The organism is Streptococcus equi subsp. zooepidemicus (genome assembly GCF_015689395.1).
In the GTDB taxonomy this organism is placed as follows: Bacteria; Bacillota; Bacilli; order Lactobacillales; family Streptococcaceae; genus Streptococcus; species Streptococcus equi.
This window is the reverse complement of record NZ_CP065054.1, coordinates 90,627-102,526: the sequence shown is the minus strand read 5'-3', so window position 1 is coordinate 102,526 and position 11,900 is coordinate 90,627. Positions and strand designations below refer to the sequence as shown.

The following is an 11,900-nucleotide window of genomic DNA, read 5'->3' as shown; positions in this document are numbered from 1 at the left end:
AAGAAAAAGCTCACCCACAAAGAATTGGCTAAAAGTCCTAGTATCCAAAGCTCACATCACACATGCCTTAGAGCAACCTTATTCCAAATTCAAACGCTAAGCTGGACGCCACTAACAAGTGATCAAAGACATCAAGCGCAATACTTTGGCTTTAGGAGCTTTAAAACCAATATTCTCATTACCTTTTCCGGCTCTATAATTTCTGTAGTGGGTAAGGCTACTGTGGAGATTATAGGGCTTTTTGAATATCAAAAAAGTCCCATAAGACTTATCATGAAAAGCGACTAAACTATCATTTAGAAAGTATCTTATGGAACACCTCAATAATACCACACAACTCATTGGAATCAAAGACAAACATATCACCTTGACTAAAGCTATCCAACATGATACTCATATCGAAGTCATCGCTACACTAGACTATAACCCTCCTAAACGTAAGCACTGTAGGGGTAAACAAATTAAGTATGACTTCCAGAAGCCCTCTAAAATTCCCTTTATCGAAATTGGAGGCTTTCCTAGTCTCATTCGTTTGAAAAAAAGAAGATTTCAATGCAAATCCTGTCGAAAAGTCACTGTATCTGAAACTACCCTGGTTAAGAAAAATTGCCAAATTTCTGAGATGGTGAGACAGAAAATTACTCAGCTCCTACTCAACAGAGAGGCTCTCACCCATATCGCTTCTAAGCTCGCTATCTCCACTTCTACCGTCTATCGCAAGCTTAAGCAGTATCATTTCCGAGAGGATTACGCCAATTTACCAGAAGTTCTCTCTTGGGATGAGTTCTCTTATCAGAAAGGCAAATTAGCCTTCATTGCTCAGGATTTTAACACTAAGAAAATCATTACCATTCTTGATAATAGACGTCAAACAACCATCCGAAATCATTTCTTTAAGTACTCTAAAGAGGCTAGAAACAAGGTGAAAGTCGTTACTGTCGATATGTCTGGAAGTTATATTCCTCTCATTAAAATTCTATTTCCTAAGGCTAAAATCGTTCTCGATCGCTTCCACATTGTTCAGCACATGAGTAGGGCTCTCAAATACTACTGGAGGCTCATTCAAAAGGATAGCAGAAAACTGTCTCTTAAGCCTTTCTATTCTCGGACCTTCAGACAAACCTTAACTCCTAGAGAATGTCTCAATAAGATCTTCTCACTAGTGCCTGAGTTAAACTCTTATTATGACCTGTACCAGCTGCTCCTTTTTCACCTGCAAGAAAAGAATGCCAAGCATTTCTTTGGCTTAATTCATGACACACTACCACATCTTAATCAGACTTTTAAAACAGCTCTAAATACCTTTAGTCGCTACCAAGATTACATCACCAATGCCATTCAACTGCCTTATTCTAACGCTAAGTTAGAAGCCACTAACAAACTTATCAAAGATATTAAGCGCAATGCCTTCGGATTTCGGAACTTTGACAACTTTAAAAAACGCATCTTCCTCGCTTTGAATATCATAAAAGAGAAGACAACCTTCGTCTCCTCTCGTGCTTAGTTATCAGTCACCCACTACAGTTGACAATGAGCCCTTTAACATCTAAAGAGGACCAATCTGATCCTCTGACATCAAGTCATAAAACAAAAAACAAGGCTTAGAAACCTTGTCTTTTCAATATTTTTAACTATACCGGCGGCCGGGGTCGAACCGGCACGTCCTTGCGGACACTGGATTTTGAGTTTGATAGCGAAGAGCTTCTAACCACAAAAGCCTATTAAATAAGCATTTTGAGAGTTTATTCCTTTGTCAAATAACAAAATGGACCTATATGAAGCTATTTTTTGGAATTTTTTTGGTATTTTTGCTTGACAAATTCAGGAAAAATGATAAAATTTGGGTAGACGATTATATAAAGGGGTTGGTTATTATGAGATTGCAATTGAGATTATCTCAAGATGCTAAAATAATTCTAGAGAAAGAAAAGCTTAAGCGACTAGAAAATGGTGTAATAGCTACTTATGGAGATATCATAGAAGAAATTTGCAAAAATTTTAGAGAGAGATTAAACGAAATAGATTGGCTATTTGTAAAAAATCAACCTTTATATGAAAAGGTAATTTCTTCTTACACCTCTCTATCACCTTCTGCATTAACATTATCTGATGAAACGATACTTGTCTTAGATGACTTAACAGCTATTCTCAATTCTATACTTAATATGAAGCGAACAGTATATCGTTCATTTACTGTAAGAATAATTTTAAAAGCATATGCTTTAGAACAAAAAGATATTAATATTAGTTATGTTGACTAATATTTATATTTTATAGTTTTGGGTAGACGAATATATAAAAGGAGAAAAAATGAAAGCAAGAGCTTCGCCTTTACTTATTAAAAATATTGACTATAACAACAAAATAAAAAATGGAGAAATAAACAGATGAAAACATTTAAAGATATTTTCCTTAGCGAAGGAATGGAAATGCCAAATATCAATGGAATTAAGCGAGTACAGAGCTTTAATTCAGACGAATCAGTAAACTTTATATTAGATGATGAATCCAGAGATTTTTTAAAGAAAAACTTGCCAATTGCGAGTGTAATCTACGAGCCGACTTTGAAGAAGTTAGCAGAAAACATCATTATTCTTAATCGTCAAAAACACCGTATGTCTGATGAATCTAGGATTAGCTTGATGAACAAAGAGATTTACCAAGGTTACAGGGAAGCTTCTTTTTACACCTCAATAATTGAAGCTTAGTGATGTAAGGGGAGCTAACCCCTCCCCCTTTTGTTTTAAGAAAGGACAAATTTCATGAAAATCTACAAACTATTGTTTTATATAACTTATCCAGCGTTAGTCTTTTCTATTTACTTGCTATTAGATATGACAAGCGAATACGGAACTCCTTTAATAGAAACGGTTTTTGTTGCTGGGGGGTTCTTAGTTATCCCACTTTTGTTATGGTCGTTGGACATTATTTCAATTGAGAGTGAGAAGGAAGAGAGTGTTGATAATGAGAATAATAAGGCGAGTGTTACGATGGGACAAACAGAGGCTTAAAACAGTTAGACCTAACTTACATATACCAGTTATTTATAGCAGTATTATTTCTAAGTCTTTCTATTTTATTTTTGCGATATTGATATTGACTACTATTCTTTCATTTCGAGAAAATTTTCTTAGTTCAATCGTTGGTATATTTTTTATTAGTATATTTTGGTTCATATTTCGCTTTTGGAAAAAATGTCAGCAAGCATATCTGAATGGAATCAACTATAATTTGCAATATATGATTGTCTCTAACAAATTTTATGAGAGTCAGGTTATCAATGGCATAGAACAAATCACTAATCATTTAGTTCTAAAATATAGGGAAACAGAACAGAATATAGAAATTTATGCTATGAAATATGGAGATAAATATAATGATTTAGCCTCTAAAATTGGGTCACTCTTATCTAGTTCGCTTTCGTTAGATTTGGGAGAGATGACAGAGACCATCAAGCAAGTGACCTATATTTTTCCTAAATATGCAGAAAATAGACTGACTTGGGAAGACACCCTCAAAACTACAAATTTGACAATCTCCGAGAAAGTAGGTTGGCAGTTTGGCTCTCCGCCTCACGCCCTTTTGGCTGGTTCGACCAAGTCGGGAAAAACGGTGATGCTAGAGAACCTTGTGGCTCAATACTTAACTTTAGGAGCTGAAATAAAATTGCTTGACCCCAAAAAAGGGGAGTTGTCTTGGCTAGTTGGTAAGAAATTAGAAGATAGATTAGGTTATAAGGTAGTTTATAATTCTCCTTTTCAGATTGCAGCAGGTTTAAGAGAGGCAGTTGAAGAGATGAACATTCGCTTTCAAATAATGGCAGATAATCCAGACACTTATATTTCCAAAGGAAAAGTTTTATCGTGGGCGGATGTCGAGGGCAATTATCCTCTTGTTATCGTGCTTGATGAGGGGATTGCTTTCAAAACAGAGGCAGAGACTACTAAAGAAGGGAAACAAGCCTATCAAGAGGCAATGTCGAACCTTGGAAGTCTATTAGTAAAATCTCGCCAAGCCTCTATCGAAGTTATAGTAGGTCTGCAGAGAGCCTCAAGTGATTTCATTCCGACGTATATGAGGCAAAACTTTGGCACAGCACTCTTATTAGGTTCGACTACTGCTGATTCAGATTCTTGTCGCATGATGTTTTCAAGTCAAGATATTGATTATAAAACTTGTAACATAGGCACAGGATACATTCAAATAGATGGAGTGATTCCACAACCTAGATATGTTGAAACACCTTTTAAGTCTGATGAACTAGACTTTGAGGAATATTTTGATAAGGCTTGCGACCGCTACTGGAGTATTAGAAATAATGACGGTCTTTCGGACTAGCGAAATAGGGACGATTGCCCAGGGGGCAGAATCGAGCGGAGCGTTCCTCTTTTCGCTAGGGAGAAAGAGCCCACCGACTGCTTTGCAGGAGGTTAGAAAAATGCCCCCAGTACTAATAGGGGGTGCACACATACATGAAATGTACTCTAAACCCTTGATACGTAAGGGGTTACGGCTTGTTGGTTATACCGAAGTCATTGAAACCCTTGTGGGAGAAGGGCTTGAGTCGCTTTTCGTGTAGGATACGACTTTTTGAATAGAAAATGGAGTAATTATTATGACTTACAATATGACAGATACTACCCTTAAGATTGGGCAACTTGATTTGGATATGACACAGTTTGAAGTGCCGAAAAAAATTGTTATCCTATCTGCTAAAGTGAATAACAAGTACAATGAGGTTAATGGTGAGCAAGTAAAGACTGATGAGGTTGTGAAAGTTGTTTGTAATGTACTCGATGCTGATAAGGTTAAAATACTAAAAGAATTGGGAATTTCAACTGAAGACTTAAAAGCTATCAACTTAGAAATTGTAGGTAATGTAGATAAGATTGCTACACTTGCTCAAAATGAATCACTTTTGAATGTTCCGATTGAGTTGGTTAAGCCGAAAGTTCGTTTAGCTTGGAACATGACACGAAGTAACTGGGCAGGTGTTAAATTAGTATGTGAGGACATTAAAATTCTAGGAGCATAACCCTATGAATACAGTCAGAATTGATTATTTTGCAGTAACCGTTAAAAATATTCCTCCAGAAAGTGTTTTAACTGATATTCTTTTAATTCCTTTAGAAGATTTCACATTAAATAATTGGGGAATAAACAAGTACCAGCGACATTATGCTTGTTCTGAGATTAAAGTGTACTTTAATGAGGATAGACCTTCAATGGGGGTTTTTATCGAATTAAAAGGGCAAGGTTGTCGCCAATATGAAGAATTTTTGGACGGTAACGAAAATAATTGGATAGCTTTGATAGGTCGGTTGTATCAGTATTCGGTTAATTTTACTCGCTTAGATATTGCTCACGACATATTTGACGGTAGTTTAGATGTTCAGCGAGTATATGACTATTGCAAGAAAGGTTTATGTATCTCGAAAGCAAAGCATTTTGAGTATCATGAGAAATCTGTCTTAGAAAATGGAGAACGAGTTGGAGAGACGGTTGCTATAGGTTCCAGAGGTAATCAACAATGGTGTATCTACAATAAACGTATGGAACAACTTAGCAAGCAAGAGCTTGTAGAATATCCCTCTTGGATTCGTGCAGAACTTAGATGTTGGCAGGATAAGGCGAATATTATTGCAGAGCAATTGTTTCTAAAGCGTCCTCTGTCATCTATCTATTTTGAAGCTATCAATGGTCACTATCGTTTTGTGAAACCAAATGCGACAGATACTAATCGTTGGAGAAGAAAAAAGGTCAGGTGGTGGCTAGATTATCTAAAGACTGAAAATCAAACATACTTAAGTGTTGAAAGGACTAAGCCAACTCTCAGACAATCAGAGGCCTGGACAGAAAAACAGGTGGCTAAAACATTAGCAAAGGTTTATATAGCAAAATATAAAGCCTATGATGTTCAAAAGGCAGAAGATTATATTCAGAGTCTGCTAAAAGATGGATTGTCTCGGCTAACCGATAATGATGAAAAGGATATTGAGCAATATATCCGAGAGCAGAATAGCTCTCCATTATGGGGACAAAAAAGGACGACTTGAAAAATCGCCCCTAAAATTAACTAACTAGATTATAACAAAAGAAAGGAAAGTGTTCAATGATAGCAACCGTAAATAAGAATGACCTAGTTGCCCTTGGTTTCTCTGAAGGAACTTCTAAACGTATCATCAGACAGGGGAAAGAGCTTCTAATAGCAAGAGGGTTTAGGGTTTATCAAAATAAGCGTGTCGGAACTATCCCTGCTTCTATCGCTACTGAATTACTTGGTTTTGACGTTTCTTTAGGTGCTCATCATGACAGTTAAGAAAGCAAAAAATGGAACTTGGACTGTTGATATTTCTGACGGCTTCCACCCAGTTACCAAAAAGCGAATACGAATCATTCGTAAAGGTTTCAAGACCAAGAAAGAAGCTTTAGAGTTAGAACAATATATCCGTGTTGTTGAGTTAAAAGAAAAACGTTTTGATTTTTTGGTAACAACCGATATGCTCTTCGATATACTTGAGGAAGAAGACCGACAAAATAACAGAAAAATCAGTTATATCAGCACACAAAGAAACAACTATGAGCGACATATCAAACCTTACTTCATAAATACAAACTTAAACAAATTATCTTATGAGCACATTTTTGAATTTCGAGAGTATCTCAAAATAAAGCCCAAAAAGCAAAACGATAGTTCTACGTTAAGTCATAATACAGTCAATAAAATAATGATACTTCTCAAAAAGATTTTTGATACTGGTGTAAGAAAGTCATTGATAGATAAAAATCCAGTTGAAAATATAAGAAAATTGCCTATTAGTAAGCCAACTATAAATTTTTGGAATGTAGAAGAATTTAACGAATTTAGAAAACTCATTACAAGTGATGAAATAAGTTATGACCTATTCTTTACGATTGCCTTTTTTACAGGAATGCGATTGGGCGAGATAGTTGCGTTAACTTGGTACGATATAAACTTAATCACTAATAGCATTCACATCACAAAAACAGCATATTTTGTTAACGGTACAAATCATATCAATAGTACAAAAACTAGAGCAGGTACCAGACGTATTACAATCAATCATAAATTAGCAAGAATGCTTGCAGACTGGAAAGAAAAACAAAAAGACTTACTTAAAGAATTTACAACAGATACAGAAAACCTTCAAGTAATTCAAAGCACACCACTACCAATGACAAAAAATATGATTGATAAAAAATTTAAGCAGATACTGGCTAGGAACGACAATCTAAAAAAGATACGAATACACGATTTAAGGCACTCTCACGCGTCTTTACTTATCAATCAAGGGGAAGATTATCTAGTCGTAAAAGAACGTCTTGGACACGCCTCTATCACGACTACAATAGATACATATTCCCACTTATACCCAAGTAAACAAAAGACATTGGCGAACAAATTGGACGATATTTTTTAGAAAATGGAATTTTTTGGCAACTTGAAAAAGAGCAATAGAAAAGATAAAACAAAAGACAAGGCTTAGAAACCTTGTCTTTTAAACTATACCGGCGGCCGGGGTCGAACCGGCACGTCCTTGCGGACACTGGATTTTGAGTCCAGCGCGTCTGCCAATTCCGCCACGCCGGCTTTAAATATAAAACTAAACTGGGGTAGCTGGATTCGAACCAACGCATGAGGGAGTCAAAGTCCCTTGCCTTACCGCTTGGCTATACCCCAATAAAATAGGCGAGTGATGGGAATCGAACCCACGAATGTCAGAGCCACAATCTGATGTGTTAACCACTTCACCACACCCGCCATATTCTGAACACGGGCAGTAGGAATCGAACCCACACTGAAGGTTTTGGAGACCTTAGTTCTACCTTTAAACTATGCCCGTTCAGGATGGAAAGAGAGGGATTCGAACCCCCGAACCCGAAGGAGCGGATTTACAGTCCGCCGCGTTTAGCCTCTTCGCTATCTTTCCAAAACATATTAAATTACTATGGCGCGAGACGGAATCGAACCGCCGACACATGGAGCTTCAATCCATTGCTCTACCAACTGAGCTACCGAGCCAACCAGCATATATCTTTTATATAATTGCGGGAGCAGGATTTGAACCTACGACCTTCGGGTTATGAGCCCGACGAGCTACCTAACTGCTCCATCCCGCGATATTCTTTAAAGGAGGATGTGGGATTCGAACCCACGCACGCTTTTACACGCCTGACGGTTTTCAAGACCGTTCCCTTCAGCCGGACTTGGGTAATCCTCCAATAACAATATAGTCCGTACGGGATTCGAACCCGTGTTACCGCCGTGAAAAGGCGGTGTCTTAACCCCTTGACCAACGGACCATCATATCTTAATGGGCACGAGTGGACTCGAACCACCGACCTCACGCTTATCAGGCGTGCGCTCTAACCACCTGAGCTACGCGCCCAAGCATACTATAGCTTGGGAAAACTATAAAGCGGGTGACGAGAATCGAACTCGCGACAACAGCTTGGAAGGCTGTAGTTTTACCACTAAACTACACCCGCTAAAATGGGAGTTAACGGGATCGAACCGCTGACCCTCTGCTTGTAAGGCAGATGCTCTCCCAGCTGAGCTAAACTCCCCCAAGTGGATCTAAGCTAAGCAACTTCCGTATCTCACAGGGGGCAACCCCCAACTACTTCAGGCGTTCTAGGGCTTAACTACTGTGTTCGGCATGGGTACAGGTGTATCTCCTAGGCTATCGTCACTTAACTTACGAGTCTTCTCCACTCAAAATTGAATAACTATAGTCTAACAAGAATTCCTTAAGCTGTCAATAGCGACTGGTTTCATCTTTTGGATAAGTCCTCGAGCTATTAGTATTAGTCCGCTCCATGTGTCACCACACGTCCACTCCTAACCTATCTACCTGATCGTCTCTCAGGGCTCTTACTAACTTAACGTTATGGGAAATCTCATCTTGAGGGGGGCTTCGCACTTAGATGCTTTCAGCGCTTATCCCTTCCCTACATAGCTACCCAGCTATGCCTCTGGCGAGACAACTGGTACACCAGCGGTAAGTCCACTCTGGTCCTCTCGTACTAGGAGCAGTTCCTCTCAAATTTCCTACGCCCGCGACGGATAGGGACCGAACTGTCTCACGACGTTCTGAACCCAGCTCGCGTGCCGCTTTAATGGGCGAACAGCCCAACCCTTGGGACCGACTACAGCCCCAGGATGCGACGAGCCGACATCGAGGTGCCAAACCTCCCCGTCGATGTGAACTCTTGGGGGAGATAAGCCTGTTATCCCCAGGGTAGCTTTTATCCGTTGAGCGATGGCCCTTCCATACGGTACCACCGGATCACTAAGCCCGACTTTCGTCCCTGCTCGAGGTGTTGCTCTCGCAGTCAAGCTCCCTTATACCTTTACACTCTGCGATTGATTTCCAACCAATCTGAGGGAACCTTTGGGCGCCTCCGTTACATTTTAGGAGGCGACCGCCCCAGTCAAACTGCCCGTCAGACACTGTCTCCCTAGACGATTAGCCTAGTGGGTTAGAGTAGCCATAACACAAGGGTAGTATCCCAACAACGCCTCCATCGAAACTGGCGTCCCGACTTCTATGGCTCCTACCTATCCTGTACATGTGGTACAGATACTCAATATCAAACTGCAGTAAAGCTCCATGGGGTCTTTCCGTCCTGTCGCGGGTAACCTGCATCTTCACAGGTACTAAAATTTCACCGAGTCTCTCGTTGAGACAGTGCCCAAATCATTACGCCTTTCGTGCGGGTCGGAACTTACCCGACAAGGAATTTCGCTACCTTAGGACCGTTATAGTTACGGCCGCCGTTTACTGGGGCTTCAATTCATACCTTCGCTTGCGCTAAGCACTCCTCTTAACCTTCCAGCACCGGGCAGGCGTCACCCCCTATACATCATCTTGCGATTTAGCAGAGAGCTGTGTTTTTGATAAACAGTTGCTTGGGCCTATTCACTGCGGCTGACTTGCAGTCAGCGCCCCTTCTCCCGAAGTTACGGGGCCATTTTGCCGAGTTCCTTAACGAGAGTTCTCTCGATCACCTGAGGCTACTCGCCTCGACTACCTGTGTCGGTTTGCGGTACGGGTAGAGTATACGTATCGCTAGAAGCTTTTCTTGGCAGTGTGACGTCTCTAACTTCGCTACTTAACTTCGCTCCCCTTCACAGCTCAATGTTATAGATGTAAGCATTTGACTCACATCACACCTCACTGCTTAGCCGGACTCTTCCAGTCGTCCGGTTTAGTTAGCCTACTGCGTCCCTCCATCACTATATACTCTAGTACAGGAATATCAACCTGTTGTCCATCGGATACACCCTTCGGTCTCTCCTTAGGTCCCGACTAACCCAGGGCGGACGAGCCTTCCCCTGGAATCCTTAGTCTTACGGTGGACAGGATTCTCACCTGTCTTTCGCTACTCATACCGGCATTCTCACTTCTATGCGTTCCAGCACTCTTCACAGTATACCTTCATCACACATAGAACGCTCTCCTACCATTACCTTAACGGTAATCCACAGCTTCGGTAAACTGTTTTAGCCCCGGTACATTTTCGGCGCAGGGTCACTCGACTAGTGAGCTATTACGCACTCTTTGAATGAATAGCTGCTTCTAAGCTAACATCCTAGTTGTCTGTGCAACCCCACATCCTTTTCCACTTAACAGTTATTTGGGGACCTTAGCTGGTGGTCTGGGCTGTTTCCCTTTCGACTACGGATCTTAGCACTCGCAGTCTGACTGCCGATCATATCTCATTGGCATTCGGAGTTTATCTGAGATTGGTAATCCGGGATGGACCCCTCACCCAAACAGTGCTCTACCTCCAAGAGACTTTATATCGACGCTAGCCCTAAAGCTATTTCGGAGAGAACCAGCTATCTCCAAGTTCGTTTGGAATTTCTCCGCTACCCACAAGTCATCCAAGCACTTTTCAACGTGCCCTGGTTCGGTCCTCCAGTGCGTCTTACCGCACCTTCAACCTGCTCATGGGTAGGTCACATGGTTTCGGGTCTACGTCCACGTACTTGCGCCCTATTAAGACTCGGTTTCCCTTCGGCTCCGTCTCTTCAACTTAACCTCGCACGTAAACGTAACTCGCCGGTTCATTCTACAAAAGGCACGCTCTCACCCATTAACGGGCTCGAACTTCTTGTAGGCACACGGTTTCAGGTTCTCTTTCACTCCCCTCCCGGGGTGCTTTTCACCTTTCCCTCACGGTACTGGTTCACTATCGGTCACTAGTGAGTATTTAGGGTTGGGAGATGGTCCTCCCAGATTCCGACGAGATTCCTCGTGTCTCGCCGTACTCAGGATACTGCTAGGGTTAAAGACTATTTCGAATACGAGGCTGTTACTCTCTGTGGCGACCCTTCCCAAGGCCTTCTTCTATAATCTTGTCGTCCCACAACGCAGTCCTACAACCCCGAAGAGTAAACTCTTCGGTTTGCCCTCCTGCCTTTTCGCTCGCCGCTACTCAGGCAATCGCGTTTGCTTTCTCTTCCTGCAGCTACTTAGATGTTTCAGTTCACTGCGTCTTCCTTCTCATAACCTTAACAGTTATGGATACTAGCCATTAGCTAGTGGGTTCCCCCATTCGGACATCTCTGGATCTTTGCTTACTTACAGCTCCCCAAAGCATTTCGTCGTTTGTCACGTCCTTCTTCGGCTTCTAGTGCCAAGGCATCCACCGTGCGCCCTTATTAACTTAACCTTATTTTTTCTTAAACTCGTTATCACAGCGTTTCGGTTTATTTCTTGTTACTTTCTTACAATCTTTTTTGATTGCGGAATGTGATATAGTTATTCAATTTTCAATGGACAAGATTAAGATACTAAGACCGTCCCAACTTGTTGGGCATTTTTGTAGAAAAATAGGAAATCGACGATGTGTGCTTTACACACGAGGAG

9 protein-coding genes, 12 tRNA genes, 2 rRNA genes and 1 pseudogene are annotated in these 11,900 nt (G+C 40.9%); 10 read left to right on the top strand and 14 right to left on the bottom strand.

The window, feature by feature from the left end; translation table 11 throughout:
- Positions 1-80: 80 nt before the first annotated feature.
- The 10 genes and pseudogenes from I2432_RS10495 to I2432_RS00610 all read left to right on the top strand — a co-directional run.
- A pseudogene (locus I2432_RS10495) lies at positions 81-288 on the top strand (hypothetical protein); the annotation flags it as partial.
- 22 nt (positions 289-310) lie between these two features.
- A complete protein-coding gene (locus I2432_RS00650) occupies positions 311-1,504 on the top strand; it encodes an ISL3 family transposase (protein WP_206158885.1) in 1,194 nt (397 codons plus the stop codon).
- 271 nt (positions 1,505-1,775) lie between these two features.
- Positions 1,776-2,261, top strand: coding sequence for a hypothetical protein (locus I2432_RS00645; protein WP_206158884.1), 486 nt, complete (start codon positions 1,776-1,778; stop codon positions 2,259-2,261).
- A 126-nt stretch (positions 2,262-2,387) separates the two neighbouring features.
- Positions 2,388-2,708, top strand: coding sequence for a hypothetical protein (locus I2432_RS00640; protein WP_196819755.1), 321 nt, complete (start codon positions 2,388-2,390; stop codon positions 2,706-2,708).
- 54 nt (positions 2,709-2,762) lie between these two features.
- Complete coding sequence (locus tag I2432_RS00635) at positions 2,763-3,011, top strand: hypothetical protein (protein WP_196819754.1); 249 nt, start codon at positions 2,763-2,765, stop codon at positions 3,009-3,011.
- 229 nt (positions 3,012-3,240) lie between these two features.
- Complete coding sequence (locus I2432_RS00630) at positions 3,241-4,338, top strand: FtsK/SpoIIIE domain-containing protein (RefSeq protein ID WP_231191913.1); 1,098 nt, start codon at positions 3,241-3,243, stop codon at positions 4,336-4,338.
- Positions 4,339-4,615: 277 nt separating this feature from the next.
- A complete protein-coding gene (locus tag I2432_RS00625) occupies positions 4,616-5,035 on the top strand; it encodes a hypothetical protein (protein ID WP_196819753.1) in 420 nt (139 codons plus the stop codon).
- 4 nt (positions 5,036-5,039) lie between these two features.
- A complete protein-coding gene (locus I2432_RS00620) occupies positions 5,040-6,056 on the top strand; it encodes a replication initiation factor domain-containing protein (RefSeq protein WP_196819752.1) in 1,017 nt (338 codons plus the stop codon).
- 56 nt (positions 6,057-6,112) lie between these two features.
- A complete protein-coding gene (locus I2432_RS00615; protein WP_011921695.1) occupies positions 6,113-6,319 on the top strand; it encodes a DUF3173 domain-containing protein in 207 nt (68 codons plus the stop codon).
- Positions 6,309-7,442, top strand: a complete 1,134-nt coding sequence (locus I2432_RS00610) for a site-specific integrase (protein ID WP_206158883.1) — start codon at positions 6,309-6,311, stop codon at positions 7,440-7,442. The genes I2432_RS00615 and I2432_RS00610 overlap by 11 nt, the downstream gene beginning before the upstream one ends.
- An 86-nt stretch (positions 7,443-7,528) precedes the next feature.
- Here the strand turns inward: I2432_RS00610 and I2432_RS00605 are convergent.
- From I2432_RS00605 to I2432_RS00540, 14 genes are all read right to left on the bottom strand, one after another.
- Positions 7,529-7,612: transfer RNA gene (locus I2432_RS00605), tRNA-Leu, on the bottom strand.
- A gap of 18 nt (positions 7,613-7,630) precedes the next feature.
- Positions 7,631-7,702 (bottom strand) — tRNA-Gln (locus I2432_RS00600).
- An 8-nt stretch (positions 7,703-7,710) separates the two neighbouring features.
- Positions 7,711-7,783 (bottom strand) — tRNA-His (locus I2432_RS00595).
- Positions 7,784-7,794: 11 nt separating this feature from the next.
- Positions 7,795-7,865, bottom strand: a tRNA-Trp gene (locus I2432_RS00590).
- A gap of 6 nt (positions 7,866-7,871) precedes the next feature.
- Positions 7,872-7,952: transfer RNA gene (locus I2432_RS00585), tRNA-Tyr, on the bottom strand.
- A gap of 19 nt (positions 7,953-7,971) precedes the next feature.
- Positions 7,972-8,044 (bottom strand) — tRNA-Phe (locus tag I2432_RS00580).
- A gap of 24 nt (positions 8,045-8,068) precedes the next feature.
- A tRNA-Met gene (locus tag I2432_RS00575) sits at positions 8,069-8,142 on the bottom strand.
- 11 nt (positions 8,143-8,153) lie between these two features.
- A tRNA-Ser gene (locus tag I2432_RS00570) sits at positions 8,154-8,243 on the bottom strand.
- Between the two features lie 10 nt (positions 8,244-8,253).
- Positions 8,254-8,325, bottom strand: a tRNA-Glu gene (locus tag I2432_RS00565).
- Between the two features lie 12 nt (positions 8,326-8,337).
- Positions 8,338-8,411, bottom strand: a tRNA-Ile gene (locus I2432_RS00560).
- A 29-nt stretch (positions 8,412-8,440) separates the two neighbouring features.
- A tRNA-Gly gene (locus I2432_RS00555) sits at positions 8,441-8,511 on the bottom strand.
- A gap of 5 nt (positions 8,512-8,516) precedes the next feature.
- Positions 8,517-8,589 (bottom strand) — tRNA-Val (locus I2432_RS00550).
- A gap of 14 nt (positions 8,590-8,603) precedes the next feature.
- A 5S ribosomal RNA gene (gene rrf / locus I2432_RS00545) occupies positions 8,604-8,719 on the bottom strand.
- An 84-nt stretch (positions 8,720-8,803) separates the two neighbouring features.
- A 23S ribosomal RNA gene (locus tag I2432_RS00540) occupies positions 8,804-11,703 on the bottom strand.
- Positions 11,704-11,900: the final 197 nt, after the last annotated feature.

Excerpts from the sequence above, each read along its gene's own strand:
- I2432_RS00630 (WP_231191913.1), top strand. The coding sequence starts at position 3,241 with ATGATTGTCTCTAACAAATTTTATGAGAGTCAGGTTATCAATGGCATA.
- I2432_RS00620 (WP_196819752.1), top strand. The coding sequence starts at position 5,040 with ATGAATACAGTCAGAATTGATTATTTTGCAGTAACCGTTAAAAATATT.
- I2432_RS00610 (WP_206158883.1), top strand. The coding sequence starts at position 6,309 with ATGACAGTTAAGAAAGCAAAAAATGGAACTTGGACTGTTGATATTTCT.
- I2432_RS00650 (WP_206158885.1), top strand. The coding sequence starts at position 311 with ATGGAACACCTCAATAATACCACACAACTCATTGGAATCAAAGACAAA.
- I2432_RS00615 (WP_011921695.1), top strand. The coding sequence starts at position 6,113 with ATGATAGCAACCGTAAATAAGAATGACCTAGTTGCCCTTGGTTTCTCT.
- I2432_RS00635 (WP_196819754.1), top strand. The coding sequence starts at position 2,763 with ATGAAAATCTACAAACTATTGTTTTATATAACTTATCCAGCGTTAGTC.
- I2432_RS00625 (WP_196819753.1), top strand. The coding sequence starts at position 4,616 with ATGACTTACAATATGACAGATACTACCCTTAAGATTGGGCAACTTGAT.
- I2432_RS00640 (WP_196819755.1), top strand. The coding sequence starts at position 2,388 with ATGAAAACATTTAAAGATATTTTCCTTAGCGAAGGAATGGAAATGCCA.
- I2432_RS00645 (WP_206158884.1), top strand. The coding sequence starts at position 1,776 with ATGAAGCTATTTTTTGGAATTTTTTTGGTATTTTTGCTTGACAAATTC.